Origin of the sequence: uncultured Psychroserpens sp., assembly GCF_947503375.1 — a bacterium.
GTDB lineage: Bacteria > Bacteroidota > Bacteroidia > Flavobacteriales > Flavobacteriaceae > Psychroserpens.
The window spans coordinates 131,774-151,347 of the sequence record NZ_CANNDQ010000007.1 but is presented as its reverse complement, the minus strand read 5'-3'; the positions used below and the strand labels follow the sequence as shown (position 1 = coordinate 151,347).

Genomic DNA, 19,574 nt, shown 5'->3' with positions numbered 1-19,574 from the left:
AACAATAACGTTTTCGTATGAATTAATTAGCCATCAAACTCTTTAATTCAATCATTGGTATTTAAAAATTGTTTATTTTTGATAACTTAATTTTCAACTTTAAATATCACAAAAATGAGTCATAATATAAAAGGTGGAGTTGCTACAGGTCGTGAAGTTCAGGCTATCTTTGATTTAGCAAAAGAAAAAGGATTTGCATTACCAGCAGTAAATGTCATCGGTTCAAATACTATAAATGGTGTTTTAGAAACTGCAAAAGCTTTAAATGCTCCTGTAATCATACAATTTTCTAATGGTGGTGCTCAATTTAATGCTGGTAAGGGTTTGAGTAATGAATATCAAAAAGCAGCTATTGCTGGTTCTATTGCTGGTGCGAAACACGTTCACCTTATGGCAGAAGCTTACAACGTACCTGTAATCTTACATACAGACCATTGCGCTAAAAAATTATTACCTTGGATTGACGGTTTATTAGAAGCAAGTGAACGCCATTATGCTGAAACAGGAAAATCACTCTTCAGCTCTCATATGATTGATTTATCTGAAGAGCCTATAGAAGAGAATATTGAAATCTGTAAAACATACCTTAAACGCATGAGTAAAATGGGTATGACTTTAGAAATAGAACTTGGTATTACTGGTGGCGAAGAAGACGGCGTGGATAATACAGACGTCGATGATTCTAAATTATATACGCAACCTGAAGAAGTTGCCTATGCTTACGAAGAGCTAAGTAAAGTGAGCGATCAATTTACAATTGCTGCAGCGTTTGGAAATGTTCACGGTGTATACAAACCAGGCAATGTAAAATTGACACCAAAAATATTAAAGAATTCTCAAGAATTCTTATCAAAGAAACACAATTTACCTCACAATCATATCGATTTTGTATTTCATGGTGGTTCTGGATCAACAGTTGAAGAAATTAGAGAAGCTATTGGTTATGGTGTAATTAAAATGAATATCGATACAGATATGCAGTATGCTTTTATGAGCGGTGTAAGAGATTATATGAATGAAAAAGAAGCTTATCTAAAATCACAAATCGGTAATCCAGATGGTGATGATGTTCCAAATAAAAAATATTACGATCCAAGAGTTTGGTTACGTAAAGGTGAAGATGCATTTGTTGAGCGCTTAAAAAAAGCATTTGATGACCTTAATAATGTAAATACTTTATAAATTTGCAATCTAAACTAATTAATTAAATCCATTTCAATGGCTTGGTTCAAAAGAAAAGATAAAGGTATTCAAACCTCTACCGAAGAGAAAAAAGATACACCCAAAGGATTATGGTATAAATCGCCTACTGGAAAAATAGTTGACACCAAAGAATTAGAACAAAACTTTTATGTAAGCCCTGAAGATGGGTATCATGTAAGAATTGGCAGTAAGGAGTATTTCGGAATATTATTCGATGATAATACGTTTAAGGAGTTAGATGCAGATTTAACGTCTAAAGACCCTTTAAGATTTGAAGACACAAAAAAGTATCCTGATCGATTAAAAGCGGCTCAAGAGAAAACGAAGCTTAAAGATGCCGTTAGAACTGCTGTTGGTAAATCTAAAGGTGAAGACTTAGTCGTTGCATGTATGGATTTCTCCTTTATCGGAGGCTCTATGGGTAGCGTTGTAGGTGAAAAAATTGCTCGTGCTGCAGACTACGCACTAAAGAAAAAAATACCATTTATGATCATCTCAAAATCAGGAGGTGCGCGTATGATGGAAGCTGCGTTGTCATTAATGCAATTAGCTAAAACATCAGTTAAATTAGCTCAGTTGGCTGACGCAGGTATTCCATACATATCGTTATGTACAGACCCAACAACTGGTGGTACTACAGCTTCTTTTGCAATGTTAGGCGACATCAACATTAGTGAGCCTGGTGCTTTAATTGGTTTTGCTGGTCCCAGAGTTGTAAGAGATACAACAGGACAAGAACTACCTGAAGGTTTTCAAACATCTGAGTTTTTATTAGAACATGGGTTTTTAGATTTTATTACCCACCGTAAAGATTTAAAAAACAAGGTTAATTTATATATTGATTTGATAAAAAATCAACCCCTAAGAACAGTATAAAAAAGTGAGCCAAATGGCTCGCTTTTTTTAGTTCAAGTTTTTTTTTAAATGCACATAAAAACAAGTTCCAACATTAATCTTACTTTTAACGTTTATTTTTCCTCCCATACTTTCTATGTGGTTTTTTGTAATGAATAGACCTACGCCACGAGAGTCCTTTTTTTTATGAAATGTAGCGTTAAGTTTGAATAACTTATTCCTGTTTTTTTCTAAATCAAAGCCCATCCCGTTATCTTTAAACGTAATTAACACATCGTCTTTATTAACAGACGCATCAATTTTAAGATACGATTGTCGCTCTTCTTCTCTATACTTAATAGCGTTAGTCAAAAAATTTAGAATGATACTATCTAAATATGCTTCAATGGCCATAACTTCAATTTCTGGGCTCACATTGTTTATTATCTTGAATTTGTATACATTGGCAATGGCAGTCACGTTATATATAGCATTAGTAATAAACTCATTAAGATTTAAGGCTTTTAAACCATCATTTTCAGATAATTCTTGCTTCCTTACCTTATTGAGGTGCAATAATGTTTCATTTAGATGAGACAAAGCATCTTTCAAAAGTTCAAAATTCTCATCTTCATTTATAGACTCATGCTCCTGTTCTATGAAGTTGGTAATTGTATTTAAATTACCTACATGAGTTCTGATATCGTGAGTTGCAATATGAGCAAAACTCATGAGCTTTTCATTTTGTTGCTTAGCAATATTCATCAATAACTCTAATTGTTTTGTAGATTCTTTTTGTTCTGAAATATCTATAATTTGTGAGATGAAATAAAGCGGTTTATTATTAGCATCTCGCATTAATGATACTGAGATCAATGTCCAGATTACATGTCCATCTTTATGGAAATATCGCTTTTCATCTTGAAAACTTTCTATTTTTCCGTCCAATAAATCATGAACATATTGTATGTCTTTATCTAAATCATCCTTATGCGTAATATCTTGAAAAGACATGCTGTATAATTCATCCTTTTTATAACCAAATAAATTTATGATGCTTTCATTGACTTTTACCCAACTTCCATCTAGACCAACAATTGCTATGCCTCCATGGGCATTTTTAAAGATATTTTCAAATAATTCTTGTTTTACAGTATGTAATCTTTTTGGCATAATTTTGAGGTAATGGATTAATAACAAACAAATTAATCCATAAAACTCTGTAAGAATTATCACTATTTTATAAATTAATAACTCTAAAACAAACTCTATAAAAAAAGCGAGTCATTTGGCTCGCTTTTTTTAACTATTAGGAAATATTTTAATTTAAAATGATATTTACCTCATTGCCATTATTGAATGTAAATGTGGCTTCATTATCACAGTCACCTATACCATAATCAAAAGTACCTCCAAAATTGGTTCGCTGCACATCAACGCTACCACTAACAAAATAAGAACATATAACTTCTCTACGCAAAGGTGTAAGCACCTCATAAGAATGTACATTACCATTAACAAAGGATGTCGTCCAATTACCTGTTACCTCAAAGACATTATCGCTAAATATACCGCTTTCGAACCCTTCAACCCATTCTCTAACTTTAAGTCCTTCTCGACTGGCTTGAGCTCCATTTGGCCATATAACCGTAATATCTAATGTATGTGTAAATTGTGGGTTTCCATTAGCATTAGAACGTTCTTTAAATAACGTTCTGCTACCAATGACTTGCTTAGCATCAAAGTAAAAATCAATCAATGAATAGTTGATTATGACTTCTTGTGCTTCAATATTTCTTGTATAGGAAAACACTATCTGTCCTTTCAATAAATGTCCTCTTACTTCACAACCTTCAGTGCCAAAATCTACTGTAACTTCCCTAAAACCCTGTTGAGCTACTACAGTTATTGTAACACAGTTTGGTAACATTCCCTGACCATTTCCATTTCTACCAAGGTTATCACTTTCCTCAGTTTCGTAAGCTTCAATGATAATATCTCCTATTATACTTGCAGCTGTATCAATTTCAGAAGATAATTTCACTTCAGAAACCTCTTCATTTTGCTCTTCTTCAGTAGTTGTATCTTCATTAGTACAACTGGTAATAGTTAAACCTAAAGCAATAAAGGCTAACATAAATCTTAAAACTGTTTTCATGACTAAATATTTGATGTTAATATGATGTTAAGACCTCAACTTGTCTTAAAGGTTTAATCCATATGCAAAAAAATAAAAACTATAGAATGGTAAATTTGTAAATCATTAAAAATTACTATATTTGCCGCTTGAAAGAAAGACTTTCAACATACATAAAAATCATTTACAATAATATTAGCATGTATTTAGATCAAAAAGAAAAAGAGGCTATCTTTAAAAAACATGGCAAAAACCAAAAAGACACTGGTTCTGCTGAAGGGCAAATTGCTTTATTCACATACAGAATTAACCACTTGACCGAGCACTTAAAAAACAATCGTAAAGATTATAATACCGAGCGTTCATTAGTAAAGTTAGTAGGTAAACGTCGTGCTTTACTTGACTATTTAACTAAAAAAGATATCATGAGATATCGTGCTATAGTTAAAGAGTTAGGATTAAGAAAATAATATCAAAGAGGCTTCATGCCTCTTTTTTTATATAACAAACTCATACGATAGAGTATAACCATCGTAAATAAGAAGCTAATTACAGTTTTTCATTGGTCAAGACATTAGGTCTCACAACAACTACAACAACACAACGACCATTGTTTAACATTGTTCTGGCATAAAATATATTTGCCCGAACTAGAATTAAAAATTTATGATTCCAAAGACATTTAAAGAGGTTATAGACCTTGGTGACGGTAGAGAGATTTCTATTGAAACCGGAAAATTAGCAAAGCAAGCGCATGGTAGCGTTGTGGTTCAATCTGGCAAATGCATGTTATTATGTACTGTTGTATCTAATTATCATCAAGCTGATGTTGACTTTTTACCATTAACAGTAGACTACAGAGAAAAATTTGCATCTGCTGGACGTTATCCTGGCGGTTTTTTCAAAAGAGAAGCCAGGCCTAGTGATGGAGAAGTTTTAACAATGCGTTTAGTAGATCGTGTATTACGCCCATTATTCCCAAAAGATTATCATGCTGAAACACAAGTGATGGTTCAACTGATGTCTCATGACGAAGACGTGATGCCAGATGCAATGGCTGGATTAGCTGCTTCTGCAGCAATTCAATTATCAGATATTCCTTTTGAAACTGCAATCTCTGAAGCAAGAGTTGGTCGTGTTAATGGTGAATTTATAATCAATCCTACACGAGCACAACTAGAAGCATCAGATATCGATATGATGATTGGAGCTTCTGCAGATTCTGTAATGATGGTAGAAGGTGAAATGGATGAAATTTCAGAAGAAGAAATGGCAGATGCTATCAAATTTGCACATGAAGCAATAAAAGTACAATGTGCTGCTCAAGTAAAACTAGCTGAAGCAGTTGGCAAGAAAGAAACACGTGAATACGATCCTGAGATTGAAGATGAAGACTTAGCAAAGAAAATTCATGATATGGTCTATGATAAAACCTATGCCATTGCTAAAGCAGGTTCTTCTAAACATGAGAGAGGTGCAGCTTTTAGTGAAATTAAAGAAGAGGTTTTCGAGTCGTTCTCAGAAGAAGAGCAAGATGAATTAGGGAAATTAATTCATAAATATGTAGCAAAAGCTCAAAAAGCAGCTATAAGAAACTTAACTTTAGATGAAGGGTTACGTCTCGATGGTCGTAAAACAGATGAAATAAGACCAATATGGTGTGAGGTAGATTATTTACCATCAACTCATGGTTCTTCTATCTTTACACGAGGTGAAACGCAAGCGCTAGCTACAGTAACCTTAGGGACATCGAGAGAAGCTAATCAAATTGATATGCCTTCATACGAAGGTGAAGAACGTTTTTATTTACATTACAACTTTCCTCCTTTCTCAACAGGTGAAGCACGACCTTTAAGAGGAACATCAAGACGTGAAGTTGGTCACGGTAATTTAGCACAGCGTGCCTTAAAAGGTATGGTGCCTGAAGATTGTCCATACACAGTTCGTGTCGTTTCTGAAGTACTAGAATCTAATGGTTCATCATCTATGGCCACTGTATGTTCTGGAACTATGGCATTAATGGATGCTGGAGTGCAAATGAAAAAACCTGTTTCTGGTATCGCTATGGGATTGATCTCTGATGCAGACACTGGAAAATATGCTGTATTGTCTGACATCTTAGGTGATGAAGATCACTTAGGAGATATGGACTTTAAAGTAACTGGTACTGCAGATGGTATTACAGCTTGCCAAATGGATATCAAAGTTAAAGGATTATCATACGAGATCTTAGTGAATGCATTAAAACAAGCTCGTGATGGTCGCTTACATATTTTAGAAAAATTAACAGATACCATTGCTGCTCCAAATGCAGATGTTAAAGATCATGCTCCAAAAATGATTACTAGACGTATTCCTAATGAATTTATTGGAGCCTTAATTGGACCTGGAGGAAAAGTCATTCAAGAATTACAGAAAGAGACTAATACAACTATTGTTATTAATGAAGATCCAGTGACCGAAGAAGGTGTTGTAGAAATACTAGGTGTTGGTCCAGAAGGTATTGCTGCTGTAGAAGCTAAAATTGATGCCTTGATGTTTAAACCTGAAGTTGGAAGCGTTTATGAAGTAAAAGTCATCAAGATGTTAGATTTTGGTGCTGTTGTTGAGTATACTGAAGCTCCAGGAAATGAAGTATTATTGCACGTAAGTGAATTGGCATGGGAACGTACAGAAAATGTATCTGATGTTGTAAACATGGGTGACGTCTTTGATGTAAAGTATTTTGGTATAGACTCTAGAACTCGCAAAGAAAAAGTGTCTAGAAAAGCCATCTTACCTAAACCAGAAGGCTACCAACCAAGACCACCAAGAGATAATAACAGAGGTGGACGTGATAATAATAAAGGAAGAGATAATCGCGGGCGTGATAATCGTCGTGATGATCGTAAGCCTAGAGAAGACAAAAAAGATTAATTCTTTTTCTTAATAAAAAAACCTCACATCATATGTGAGGTTTTTTAGTTTATATCAAAATAAATTTTATTTATCTAAACCTTGACTTACTTTAAAAATATACCTTTTAAGAAAAGCTAAACCAATGATAGCTGTTGATAAAAAACATATGAGCCATATTAGTCTGTAACTAAAGCTTGTGAATTTTGATAGTAACCAACTTAATCCAGTACTATATAACAACGCTCCTATATCTACAATATACGCACGATACAAACTTTTAAGATAATTTGTTCTGTCTCGAAATGTAAAATATCTATGCAATGCATGCTGTCTTGCTACTCCTATAATAAAAGCAATAATCCAACTCAAAGTTACTTTTAGAGTAAATGGATTGAAATAGTAAATAATTTCATAGGTAATAAATCCGATTATTGCTCCAATGACTGCGATGATTAACATTCGGAAAAACTCATATTGGTTATAAAATCTATATAGCATATCATATTTTATATCTGATTTCTCTTTTCTTTAAGTATCCAATACAATCCCTTTGCATCAGTTTTCATACGCTTAGAAATTAAAAGGATGATAAGTTCTTCAACATGGGAAATATACCCTAACACCATGGCCAAACAGAATAGATATTCGTTATAGTTCCAGGCAAATAGAACGAAAATGAATAGTCCTTGAATATAGCCGCCTATCTTAGTGGTATATAAATGTAAACTTGGATATTGCTTAAATTTGATAAATGAGACCATTAATCCTAAAACAAAAAAAGCAATGAACAGCCATAGCATCCATATAGATTCAGATAGTGCTTCCATTTTAAATGTAAAAATACCAATGAAGGCTGCTATAAATGTGCCATTGTCTGCTAACGAATCAAGTTTGGCTCCAAACTCTGTTTTTAAATGAAAGACACGAGCAATTAAACCATCTAAGATATCAGTTATCAAATTCACACATAAAAGTACGGCAAACAGCTGCTCTTTTTCAATATATATGAGCCACAGAATCAAAGGAAACGTTATTAATCTATAAAGACTTAAGAAGTTTGGAACGTTGTATATGTTTTCTTTTTCCATAAATTAAAATGATTTTTTCAAATTGAAATGTAACAGTATCTTACTAATGAAAAAATGAGTGATACTACAACATAGAAATAAGACGATCGCATACTCAAAATTGACATAGTCAAGAAAAAAATAAATGAGATTTACCCCTAAAGCTGAATCTGTTTTATCAATCAGCGTGAACAACATTTCATTGGAACTCGCTTTCACTCCTGATTGAATTCCTAATTGCCGTTTCATCAAAGAGTTTGGCAATTCAAATAACATATATGCTAGCCCAAGTACGAATCCTAAAAACAATGGATATTGTACTTCTATAAAGGTCAAAACTTCAATTATATACAATACGAAAGCATTGACTAGTGAAACGAAAACAAAACCTCTCCAAGTTTTATTCTCACCAAATGCTTTTTTAGAGACGGGAAGTTTTAAACATTTAAAATAATTATGCTTTACAACTAACATATGTAATACATTGGATATGAGTAATGGTAACAAAACTATTCCTAGATGTTGCAATATATTATTTATCATCTTTGAGGCATTTAAGGATTGCTAGTGCTGTATTTAAAACACGCTTTGAGAAGTCATACTTTGCCAACAATCCTGATACTTCGTAAAACGAAAGTCTGGTTATGATATATACTTTTAAGCTATATCTGTATGCCTTTAACCATTCATTCCAATCAGTACTAGTTGTGTATAATTTATAGTGAGCGTTTAAATAGAAAAAGAGTGTTTCTTTTTTAAAATCTAAGGGCAAAACAAAGCTTAAAAACTCAACAATATCTCTATGAGAAAAATCGATCATTGCCAATTCCCAATCGTAAATTATTGGTGTACCATCTTTTCTAATAGCGATGTTTCTCGGATTAAAATCATTATGAATTATGGTTCTCTCCAGATTAATAGATCTGAATTCTTCCTCTAAGTCATCTAATTCATCATACAAGCTATTTAATATTACTATGTGCTCATCGTATGTGCATTCTGTAATTAGAATCATCATCATTTTCTTATACAATTCTACAGACAACCATGGTTTAAATTCTTGAACATGCTTAAAATGGTCTGTTGATACATTTTGATGAAATTTTGAAATTGAGGTTATGACCTCAAGAATATGATTTTGTTTCCAACATTCTGGATGGTTTTCTGAATTCATAATATCAATAGAGGAAGGTTCAAGGTATTCTTGAAGTATCATATGTATCTCTCGTTTTGGATTGATATGTTTTCCATAATATTTTGGACAATATTGAAAATCTATGTGATGTAAGTATTCATATAATTCAACTTCTTTGAGATGACAATTCTTATACTCCAAGTTTTGTTTTGACATTTTTAATAGATCGGATAGGTCTGGATTTATAGAAGCGGCCATAATATGTAATCCTTTTATAACCTCGACATCTAGAGGTTTTGATTTGATCAATGCCTTTTTTATGATCGATTCATTATCATTTTTATATTTGATTTCAAACGGAATGAACCCAATTATCTTTTTATTGACTTTTGAAGCAATATTGGTAAGTATTCCATTTTCAATCAAATCACTACTCAATGCTATATTTTCAATGTGCTTATCTTCAAAAAAAGCACCTAAACTAGATCGAATAAAATCTGTAGTGATTTCAGACTTAAGCAACCATTTTACTGGTTTATTCCTACCTAGTTTCTCATGTGCTTTAGCAAACTCACCACTAACAATTGCAGCATAGGTAGATATTTCTAGTCCTAATGTAAAACCAGCGATAAGCTTAGCTAACCTATTTACTTTCCCACTTCCATAACAGTTCATAATTTCTAATGCTTGAGATTGTTTTGGGAGTGATGTTCCACCACCTATACTTCCAATTACTAAGTTGGGTAGTGTTAGCTTAATATTTAGGGCTTCATCCTTCTTTTCTAAATGTAAGATACCAATACCTGATTCATGAATTGAAGCCAAATCTTGACCTGTAGCAACAAAAATTGAAGCTATAGAATTGGCAACATTTATATTATAACCAACCATTCCATCTTTTAATGCTAGTTTTTTTGATGGATAAAAGCAATCCATTAATTTATCTGAAGTTGTACGTAACACCTCATTTATGACTTTTTCTGGAATTGTACATTCTGCAACCACATGGATTCCTCTACCAGATTTTATATTATAGTGCGATACTTTTTTGTCGCTAGCACCATTTCCTTCAATAACGAAATCGATAGGAACAATTCCTGAAGCCTTTTTAAATGCTTCAACAATAAATAACATTGCATGCCATGTGCAAGTTGTTGTCATGTTTTGACCTGAAGCGTCTCCTGTGTGATACTCAAATTTTAAATGAACAACTTGGTTAAGCTGAATGCTATTTATATTTACCAGTTCAGCATGGTTAGAATAAGATTCGGCAGTCTTCTTTATCCTAAAGAAATTAGTCTCAACAAACTTCTTAAAGATTAATGCTTCTTTTTTTGAATTAAAAATAAACATAGGAGAACGTGTCATTTTTTGCCACTTGACCTCAGCTGTAAAACCATTACTTTTACTAATCACTTTCGCACCTCGATTCATACTTGCTATCAAAGCACCTTCTAAGGTTCCGGCTGGACAATAAACCAGTTCTTGCTTATGAGCATCGTTAAATAGCAATGGACCAACAATTCCTATAGGTATCTCTGTACTTCCAATGTAAGACTCAATATTATTTCTTATGTCTTGAAGCTCTAATTTAGAATCGGAAATTAGGTGTGTGTCTATGTTTTGCGTATTTAGAAACTCTAAACGCATATTAGTTGATGTACTTGTAACAAGTCCTCTTCCTGGAATGATTGGTATTTTCATATGACTAAGCTTTATATCTGGTTCAAAATTATTGCTATTATCACATATTAATTTGTTATATGAGCAATGTTTTAAATTTATTTTTGTGATAATCACAAATTAATATATATTTAAGCGATGTTTCAATTGAAATTTTTAAAACAAATACAAAGGCAATTGCCTAAAAACAGCTCGTTAATTGATGCTATTGCAACAACACTAGATATTAGTTACGATGCTGCACATAGACGCACAAGCCTAAAAAGTAAATTATCTATTGATGAGTGCATCATTTTAGCTAAAACTTATCACATTGCATTAGATGGTTTGTTTGAAACCACAGATAAGAATTATATTTCTGTTGAGAAAACAAAACCAATTCATAATGAACAAGAACTTGAAAATTATTTTAAAAATTCATACGAATCCTTACTTCCTTTATTAAAAAAAAATGGGAGCCGAATTTTATATTCGGCTAAAGACATTCCACTATTCTATACGATAGGAGATGATGTTTTAAGTCGATTTAAAATCTACGTATGGTTAAAACTTCTAGATCAATCATTTACGAATAAAACCTTTGACCAATTTTCACCTAGTGTTGGACTTATTACATCTGCTAAAGCATTGGGTAGTTTATATCAAAACCTTCATACAACAGAGATTTGGGATATTACTACTGTAAATAGTACGCTCAAACAGATTCACTTTTACAATCAAGCAGGATTAGTAACTAATCTTAAAGCTGTCGAATTATGTGATGCACTACATAAGCTAATACAAAAAATTTCTAATAAAGTTGAAGAAAAATCTGATTATTACAAACTTTATTATAATGAGTTATTATTGATGAACAACAATGTTCTAGTGTCTACACCTGAGCAAAAATCACTATATGTTCCATTTTCAATATTATCTTATTATTTAACAAGTGATCGTTTAACCTGTAGTCAAGCAGAAGCATATTTAAATCAACAATTGGAACACTCAAAACTTTTAAATACTTCTGGTGAAAAAGAAAAACGCACATTCTATAATCGCATTCATGCAAAAATAGAGGCTTTAAAGCAACTTATAGAAGCCACTCAGGTTTTAGATTTTGAATAAATAGTAAAAGCTTTACAATTTTCGCGCAACCTTTTGGTTCTTATCAAGACTATAGGTAAATATCCAATTATGAAAAAATCAATATTTATAATTAGCTGCTTTTCTGCTTTAATAATTTATGCGTGTTCTTCTATAGAAATGAACAACCAAGAAAACGAAGCCAATATTAACTTTACTGAATTTATCTATTCGGTCTATGACCCTTTAACTTTAAATACATTTGAACAAACAAATTATTTATTAGAAGATCATAAAATCACAAGTTCAATATATTACAGAAACTCATCAAACACCACTTTAACTAACACTTACATCTATTTAAATGATAAAATTTCTGAAATCATAACCTATGAAAACAATCAAGTTATAAAAGAAACAAACTACAATTATGACAATAGTGGCAACCTAGTTGAATACATTTCAAAATACAATGAAACTGACACCTTACAGTTATCTTATGACAAACATACATTTAATCACACTCAAGATACAATTTTTGTAGAACGAAAAAAAAGCCTTGATGGTATTAATTACGATACTCAAATTTCTACTATGAAAATGATACTTGATGAAAATAATAATAGAGTGTATTTTGAAGCATTTGATTACATACATAACGAGCAAATAAACATTATAAAAAATACTTATGATACTAATAATAATATGATAGTCGAAGAAACATCTACACAATTTGAAGATGGATCTGCATCTATTATTAGCCTTGACACATATGGCTATAATACAAGTATTAATACGCTAGAGGTAATTTATCAAAAAACTTTTGGGCGCAAGAACTCTATGCTGTTATACCATTTAGAACCTCAATTGTTATTTAATTTTAACCCAAGATTTATATCTCCAAATTCAATAAATGCGTTTACTTCTAATTCAATAAATATAGAAGCGTTTCCTGTAGAGTTTGAAAATACCTTGAACAACGATGGCTATAGTATATTGGATGACTTTATAGTTTATTCAAGTAACAGTACAGATTACTTCCACAAATTCACTTTAGAATATATATCTGAATAGAAACCATAAAATTGAACATAGAACAGTTAATAAAAGCTTGTAAAAAGCAAAATCTTGATGCTCAAAGTCAGTTGTACCAAATGTATAAGGATGATTTGTATGTATTATGCTTAAAGTATTGTAAAAATAAAGAAGAGGCGCAAGATAATTTACAAGATGCTTTTCTGAACATCTTTAGCAAAATAAAATCTTATAAAGGAAAAGGATCTTTCGAAGGTTGGATGAAACGAATAACAATTAATAAAGCCATAGATAAATACAAAAGGGATAAACACATTAATATCGAGATTAACAATGATATCCTTATTGATAATCATTTTGACTCAACTTCTTTTGAAAGTATTCCTATTAGTAATATTTTAAAACATATTCAGGAATTACCTCCTCAATATCGATTAGTATTTAATTTATATGAGCTTGATAATTATACACACAAAGAGATTTCAAAGCTTCTTGGTATTAGTGTTAATACTTCTAAATCAAACTTGCATAGAGCGAAAAACATCTTAAAAATTAATTTACAACCACTTAGGTTAAGACCTAGTAAAAAATTGACATCTAATGGAGACTAAAAAAGACATTGGAACCGCTCTAAAAAGTAGGCTAGAGAACTATAAGGATAGTCCTAATGATTTAGTTTGGATGAATATAGAGGCTAGTTTAATAAAAAGAAAGAAAAGAAAAGGACTAATTTTTTGGTTTTTTGGTCTAGCAATAGGAATTTCAATACTTGCCATGTACTTGATCAAATCTTCAGAAAAATCTAATTTAAGAAGCACTACTGATTCTCACATCAAAAAAGTTGAAAATCAAGTATATAAGAACACTTCTAACTCTATTATTAATTCTAAAGATATAAATTCAAACACAAATATACCTTCTATAAAGAAGCGTAATTACGATAGTATAAAACCTTTTGAACAATCTACTATTAATGAGCAAAGCACAAATAAAGGGTCTAATCATAAATTAACTACGCATACAAATATTACAAAAGAGAATCTGAAAAATAAACAAAATACTAAGGCGTCTTTTCTTAATAAGAAATTTAAAACTAAGTTTTCTAAAACTTCAACTGAATTTAATAAGTCAAAAAGCAATAGTGATAAAACTAAAAAAGATGTTAAAGAACAAGCACTCAATTTATTGATGATAGACAACATTAAAAACAGTAACAAAACAAGTGCAACTCAAAATAATCAGCTGTCTAAATCGATTATAAATGAAAAACATAGGACTTCACTAGTTATTAATGACAGCCTCATAATTTCAAATGAAAAATCAAATGATTCGATACTTCAACAGATAAAACCTAAGCCTATTTCTGAAGAAAAAACCAATGATAGTATAGGTAATAAAAGTGAAACTAGGTGGAGTATCTCTCCAAGATTAACCTATTCATATTTTGGCATTTTTAATGAAAACACTATTGACAATTACTCACTAAATTATGGTATAACTGCAGGATATAAAATAGCAAAAAAAACGCATATACGTCTAGGAGTTAGAAAGCTAGAACTTAATCAAACTATTAGTACAGACAGTACGAGTTTAAAAAGAAACATAGGATATTTAGAATTTCCTTTAGAAATTAAATACTCAATAAAAACGAGTAAACTTTCACCTTACCTTACTGGTGGAGTAAGTTATTTCAAACTTCAAAATACGGATATTAACACTGAAAACACTTTTGAATATAATTCTACATTTTCATTAAATTTTGGTTTTGGTTTGGAGCATAAATTAATAAATAATGTCTTTCTAAATGTAGAGCCAAACTTTAGTTATCAGCTAAAACCACTAATACAAAACAGAGATATTAACCCCTTTATTTTATCAATAAACTTTGGTATAACATATCGTTTTTAACAAAGAACTTGTGTATGTGCTAGTTTTTGTTATATTATTAGCTATGATACAAGCAGATAAAGAAAAATACAAAGACATTTTAGAAAACTCCGTAGACTATCTTGAGCAACATGGGTTTGAAAATATTAAAGCAGATACTGATGGCTATGAAACCCCGAAATCTTTTATAAAAAAAGGCAGTGATGTCAGTATCACGCCAGATATTGTAGCTCACAAAAATGGAAAAAAACATTATTTTGACATCAGTCTTAAAAGCGAAAAGCCAAAATTATTGAAATCTAAATGGTTATTTTTAAATACGTTGACCGCACTAAAGTCACATCATTTTAGATTGATTACAACAAAAGGGCATTATAAATTTACAAGCGAAATGCTTGATGATATTAACCTTAGCAACAAATCCTTAATTAAAATTTAAATTAATTTTAAATTCTTGTAACATTTTTTGTACTTGTTACGTATAACTATATGGTATTATACTTTTACCCCAATTAAAGGAGAAAATTAAATGAGACAACTAAAAATTACGAAGCAGGTTACTAATAGGGAAACTGCATCGTTAGACAAATATCTACAAGAAATTGGAAAGGTTGATCTGATTACTGCTGATGAAGAGGTTGAATTAGCACAGCGCATCAAGGCTGGTGATCAAATTGCTTTAGAAAAGCTAACTAAGGCCAACTTACGTTTTGTGGTTTCTGTTGCAAAACAATATCAAAATCAAGGTTTAACACTTCCAGATTTAATTAACGAAGGGAATTTGGGTTTAATCAAAGCAGCACAACGTTTTGATGAAACTCGAGGCTTTAAATTCATATCATACGCCGTATGGTGGATTCGTCAATCAATTCTTCAAGCTTTAGCCGAACAATCTCGTATTGTACGATTACCATTGAATAAGATTGGATCAATAAATAAAATAAACAAGACATTTGCATTTTTAGAGCAAAGTCATGAGCGTCCTCCAAGTGCTGAAGAAATCGCTAAAGAATTAGACATGACTATTAATGACGTTAAGGAATCTATGAAAAATTCTGGTCGTCATGTCTCAATGGATGCCCCTTTAGTTGAAGGTGAAGATTCTAACCTCTACGATGTTTTGCGTAGTGGTGAATCTCCAAATCCTGATAAAGATTTATTACATGAGTCCTTACGAACAGAGATTGAACGTGCTTTAGAAACATTGACACCTCGTGAGGCAGATGTTATTCGTTTATATTTTGGTCTTGGGAATCAACATCCAATGACTCTTGAAGAAATAGGAGAAACATTCGATTTAACACGAGAGCGTGTACGTCAAATTAAAGAAAAAGCAATTAGACGTTTAAAGCATACGTCTAGAAGTAAAATATTAAAAACATATTTAGGTTAGTAATTACATTTTATTACGACTTAATAACAGTAACAACAGTTACACTCAAGCAATTGAGTATCTCATAACTGTTCGTTTTTTGATTGATGAAAGAACCCACGGCTGATTACCGTGGGTTTGTTTTTCAATATACCATGGCCAGCTTTCTTAAAGTCACAAACTTCACGCTTCCAACTTAGTTTACTATATTTGCGAAAACAATTCAACAGCTTATTTTATGTCTTTAAAACTTGTAGCGCCATCTATACTAGCAGCAGATTTTGCCAACCTCCAACGTGATATAGAAATGGTTAATAACAGTGATGCCGATTGGTTTCATATAGATATCATGGATGGTGTTTTTGTACCTAATATTTCTTTTGGAATGCCTGTATTAAAAGCAATTACTAAATATGCAACCAAATTAATAGATGTGCATTTAATGATTATAGATCCAGATAGATATATTAAAACCTTTGCTGAATTAGGTGCTAATAACCTTACTGTCCATTTTGAGGCTTGTACACATCTTCACAGAACACTACAAGCTATAAAAGCTGAAGGTATGAAGGCAGGAGTTGCGTTAAATCCACACACATCAATTGCGCATTTAGAAGACATTATTATGGATGTTGATCTAGTATGCATCATGAGTGTTAATCCTGGTTTTGGTGGACAAAGTTTTATTGAAAACACCTATTCTAAAGTAAAAGAACTAAAAGCACTTATTAACCGAAAAGGTGCTAGAACAAAAATTGAGATTGATGGTGGTGTTACAAATAAAAATGCAAAACAATTAATTGACGCTGGTGCCGACGTATTGGTAGCAGGTAGTTATGTATTTAAAAGTGATGATCAAACAGCAGCTATAAAAGGCTTAAAAGCAATCATGAACGCTTAACACTCTATATTCTATTCTGTACTACCATAACCATAACCATAACCATAATTATAGCTATAACCATAAGATTTACTTGCGCCTACACTATTGATCACGTAAGCCATATTCTTGAGACGCTTGGTATCATTCAAGTTTTTAGAAAAGTCCAGTAAGTTCTTTTCAGTTACCTCAGCTCTTACCAAATACAAGGTCACATCTGCCCATTGAGATATAAGAAGTGTATCTGTAACTAAAATAGTAGGTGCAGTGTCAACTATGATGTAATCATAAATTTCTTTAGCTTCATTTAATAGATTTTCAAATCGACCATTTGTAAGTAAATGTGCTGGATTTGGAGGTATACTACCCGATAGTAAAATATCATGATCAGGATGCATAGCAAAGCCTTTTACTAAAGCCTTTTTCCAATCAAATGTATTATCATACAAGTAATTAGACAATCCTGGATCGTTTTTATCTCGCTCTGGTGTAGTATAATGATGTATTTGAGGATTTCTTAAATCTGCTCCAATTAGTAATACTTTCTTGTTTAAACTTGATATAGCTAATGACAAATTGGTTCCAGCATAGGTCTTCCCTTCTCCTTTGATCGTGGATGTGCAATACACAACTTTTCCTTTATCACTTTTAGTAGAGTTCAACATGTAGTTGACGTTAGAACTTAAAATCCTAAACGCTTCAGCTTGAACCGAACGATCGGTAGGATCATAAAAGACAAGATCATTTCCCTTAATTTTTGGTAATTCTGCCAGAATAGGAACATTTGGCACTCGCTCTTCTATATCTGTCTTACCTTTTATTTTAGTATCTAAAAGAATAGTAGCATACAGCACACCAAAAGGGATAAGAAAACCAGCAACAAGTGCAAATAGATAGATATTTTTTGGATTAGGAGATACAGGAACATTTACTGAAAGTGCATTCTCTACAACTTTTATTGAAGGCTCTGTGATGGCAAGATTGATAGCGGCTTCTTCTCTTTTCTGCAATAAAAACAAGTACAGACTTTCCTTAATAGCTTGCTGTCTATCAATAGATCGCATTATTTTTTCTTTACCAGGGAAACTAGATACTTGAGATGCAAATTTACGATTTCGATCTACCAATTGATTTTGCGAAGCTTCTAGCTGCAATTTATAGGATGTCAATGACGCTTTTATATTTCCAAGTATTTCTCTAAGTTTTGTATTTAATAACTGTACTGAAGGGTTCTTCTCCCCTCCACTTGACAGGTATCTATCTCTCTCAAAAACCAATGTATTATATTCATCTATTAATGTGTTGACATTAGAATTTTCTATACCAATATTTGCTGGTAATAGCTCAGACTCTTTATCTTCAACATTTATAGACTCTTTAAGCATTTCGGTAAGTAACAATTGATTCTCAACTTTGAAAACTTGGTTTTCAGATTGTGTACGTTGATCAAGTCCTAATTCAGCATCTGCTTCAATATAAACTAAGTTATTTGATTGTTTAAAATCTCGTTTTTCGCCTTCAATAGAATCCAATTCTTCAGCGAGGTAAATGAAACGCTCATCAATAAATTCAATGGTTCGCTTTGAAACTTCTTGTCTATCTAAAATACCATCTTGATTGAATACCTCAACTAATTGATTCAATACACGTTCTGCTCTGGGCTTACTTTCACTTACTAGACCAAGCTGTAAAAGATCACTGTTTTTACCCAACATACTAACACTTACGCGGCTTTTTAGCTTCCCAGTAGCAGCAGCTACAGGAATAAATTTTAAAATATATGTTTTACCCACATTAGTCTTTATCGAGTTTAAACTCTTATACTGTATTTCAAAAGGTAGACCATGATTAACTCCTAATGAACTGTATTGCTTGAATTCGATAGGTTTATCTGAAGAACCTCTAAATATCTCGAATGAAGATTCTTTAATGTTAATTCTAAATGACTCGGCTCTAAAAATACTATCGTTACTAACTGTCTTGAGTATCGAAAAAGGAAAGCGATCAATTTCACTTGTAAGTACATTTCCTTCTTCATAAAACTCCATGGTTAGATCTAAATTTTTAACCACTTGCTCCATTATCCTGTAGGATTTCAGAATCTCTATTTCATTTTCAAGATTAATACTTGATCTATTAAAAATAAATGCAGATGAGGGTAATTCTATTCCTTTTGCTTTATTTAATATCTGTATTTTTGCATTAGACCTGTAAACTTTTGGGGTATACCTTAAATATAAAAATGCAAGTAATAAACATAAGCCTACTCCTATTGCAAACCAAACCCAATATCTAAGGTATTTTCTTGCTTCATGCTTAATGAGCTCACCTTGGTCAGATTTTTTAATAGCTATGTTAATTGGTTCTTGTTTCATAGC

General features: G+C 31.9%; 18 protein-coding genes. 11 read left to right on the top strand and 7 right to left on the bottom strand.

Going from position 1 to position 19,574, the window contains the following annotated elements:
* The first annotated feature begins 114 nt into the window (after window positions 1-114).
* Window positions 115-1,182 carry a class II fructose-bisphosphate aldolase gene (gene fbaA, locus Q0876_RS12975; RefSeq protein ID WP_299228545.1) on the top strand — a complete coding sequence of 356 codons (1,068 nt, stop codon included), beginning with the start codon at window positions 115-117 and terminating at the stop codon, window positions 1,180-1,182.
* Between the two features lie 36 nt (window positions 1,183-1,218).
* Complete coding sequence (gene accD, locus Q0876_RS12970; RefSeq protein WP_299228543.1) at window positions 1,219-2,079, top strand: acetyl-CoA carboxylase, carboxyltransferase subunit beta; 861 nt, start codon at window positions 1,219-1,221, stop codon at window positions 2,077-2,079.
* A gap of 27 nt (window positions 2,080-2,106) precedes the next feature.
* Here the strand turns inward: accD and Q0876_RS12965 are convergent, their stop codons facing one another.
* Together Q0876_RS12965 and Q0876_RS12960 are read right to left on the bottom strand one after the other, a co-directional pair.
* Window positions 2,107-3,210 (bottom strand): PAS domain S-box protein, encoded by a 1,104-nt coding sequence (locus Q0876_RS12965; RefSeq protein WP_299228542.1) that lies wholly within the window; start codon window positions 3,208-3,210, stop codon window positions 2,107-2,109.
* A 148-nt stretch (window positions 3,211-3,358) separates the two neighbouring features.
* Entirely contained in the window at window positions 3,359-4,195 is an 837-nt protein-coding gene (locus Q0876_RS12960; RefSeq protein WP_299228541.1) for a hypothetical protein, read from the bottom strand.
* Between the two features lie 179 nt (window positions 4,196-4,374).
* Between Q0876_RS12960 and rpsO the strand changes: the two genes are divergently transcribed.
* Together rpsO and Q0876_RS12950 are read left to right on the top strand one after the other, a co-directional pair.
* Window positions 4,375-4,644, top strand: a complete 270-nt coding sequence (gene rpsO / locus Q0876_RS12955) for a 30S ribosomal protein S15 (protein WP_299228540.1) — start codon at window positions 4,375-4,377, stop codon at window positions 4,642-4,644.
* A 196-nt stretch (window positions 4,645-4,840) separates the two neighbouring features.
* Entirely contained in the window at window positions 4,841-7,090 is a 2,250-nt protein-coding gene (locus tag Q0876_RS12950) for a polyribonucleotide nucleotidyltransferase (protein WP_299228538.1), read from the top strand.
* A 66-nt stretch (window positions 7,091-7,156) separates the two neighbouring features.
* On the opposite strand, the gene Q0876_RS12945 is transcribed toward Q0876_RS12950, so the two are convergent.
* From Q0876_RS12945 to Q0876_RS12930, 4 genes are read right to left on the bottom strand one after another with little or no spacing between them, the layout of a single operon-like run.
* Window positions 7,157-7,570 carry a GtrA family protein gene (locus tag Q0876_RS12945; RefSeq protein ID WP_299228536.1) on the bottom strand — a complete coding sequence of 138 codons (414 nt, stop codon included), beginning with the start codon at window positions 7,568-7,570 and terminating at the stop codon, window positions 7,157-7,159.
* An 8-nt stretch (window positions 7,571-7,578) separates the two neighbouring features.
* Entirely contained in the window at window positions 7,579-8,160 is a 582-nt protein-coding gene (locus tag Q0876_RS12940; protein ID WP_299228534.1) for a CDP-alcohol phosphatidyltransferase family protein, read from the bottom strand.
* A 3-nt stretch (window positions 8,161-8,163) separates the two neighbouring features.
* On the bottom strand, window positions 8,164-8,682 hold the full coding sequence (locus Q0876_RS12935) for a CDP-archaeol synthase (RefSeq protein WP_299228532.1): 519 nt from the start codon (window positions 8,680-8,682) through the stop codon (window positions 8,164-8,166).
* On the bottom strand, window positions 8,672-10,978 hold the full coding sequence (locus Q0876_RS12930; protein WP_299228530.1) for a phosphotransferase: 2,307 nt from the start codon (window positions 10,976-10,978) through the stop codon (window positions 8,672-8,674). The genes Q0876_RS12935 and Q0876_RS12930 overlap by 11 nt, the downstream gene beginning before the upstream one ends.
* Window positions 10,979-11,095: 117 nt before the next feature.
* On the opposite strand from Q0876_RS12930, the gene Q0876_RS12925 reads away from it, so the two are divergent.
* The 7 genes from Q0876_RS12925 to rpe all read left to right on the top strand — a co-directional run bounded on the left by Q0876_RS12925 (window position 11,096) and on the right by rpe (window position 17,217).
* Window positions 11,096-12,064 (top strand): hypothetical protein, encoded by a 969-nt coding sequence (locus Q0876_RS12925; protein ID WP_299228528.1) that lies wholly within the window; start codon window positions 11,096-11,098, stop codon window positions 12,062-12,064.
* Between the two features lie 69 nt (window positions 12,065-12,133).
* Window positions 12,134-13,096, top strand: a complete 963-nt coding sequence (locus tag Q0876_RS12920; RefSeq protein WP_299228526.1) for a hypothetical protein — start codon at window positions 12,134-12,136, stop codon at window positions 13,094-13,096.
* A gap of 11 nt (window positions 13,097-13,107) precedes the next feature.
* Window positions 13,108-13,668, top strand: a complete 561-nt coding sequence (locus tag Q0876_RS12915) for a sigma-70 family RNA polymerase sigma factor (protein WP_299228524.1) — start codon at window positions 13,108-13,110, stop codon at window positions 13,666-13,668.
* Window positions 13,658-14,965: an outer membrane beta-barrel protein gene (locus tag Q0876_RS12910; protein WP_299228522.1), complete on the top strand. Its 1,308-nt coding sequence runs from the start codon at window positions 13,658-13,660 to the stop codon at window positions 14,963-14,965. The genes Q0876_RS12915 and Q0876_RS12910 overlap by 11 nt, the downstream gene beginning before the upstream one ends.
* 43 nt (window positions 14,966-15,008) lie before the next feature.
* Complete coding sequence (locus Q0876_RS12905) at window positions 15,009-15,383, top strand: hypothetical protein (RefSeq protein WP_299228520.1); 375 nt, start codon at window positions 15,009-15,011, stop codon at window positions 15,381-15,383.
* Between the two features lie 90 nt (window positions 15,384-15,473).
* Window positions 15,474-16,337, top strand: coding sequence for a sigma-70 family RNA polymerase sigma factor (locus Q0876_RS12900; RefSeq protein WP_094967995.1), 864 nt, complete (start codon window positions 15,474-15,476; stop codon window positions 16,335-16,337).
* Between the two features lie 217 nt (window positions 16,338-16,554).
* Complete coding sequence (gene rpe, locus Q0876_RS12895; protein ID WP_299228518.1) at window positions 16,555-17,217, top strand: ribulose-phosphate 3-epimerase; 663 nt, start codon at window positions 16,555-16,557, stop codon at window positions 17,215-17,217.
* An 11-nt stretch (window positions 17,218-17,228) separates the two neighbouring features.
* Here rpe and Q0876_RS12890 read toward each other — a convergent pair whose 3' ends face one another.
* Entirely contained in the window at window positions 17,229-19,571 is a 2,343-nt protein-coding gene (locus tag Q0876_RS12890; protein WP_299228516.1) for a polysaccharide biosynthesis tyrosine autokinase, read from the bottom strand.
* Between the last annotated feature and the right edge of the window lie 3 nt (window positions 19,572-19,574).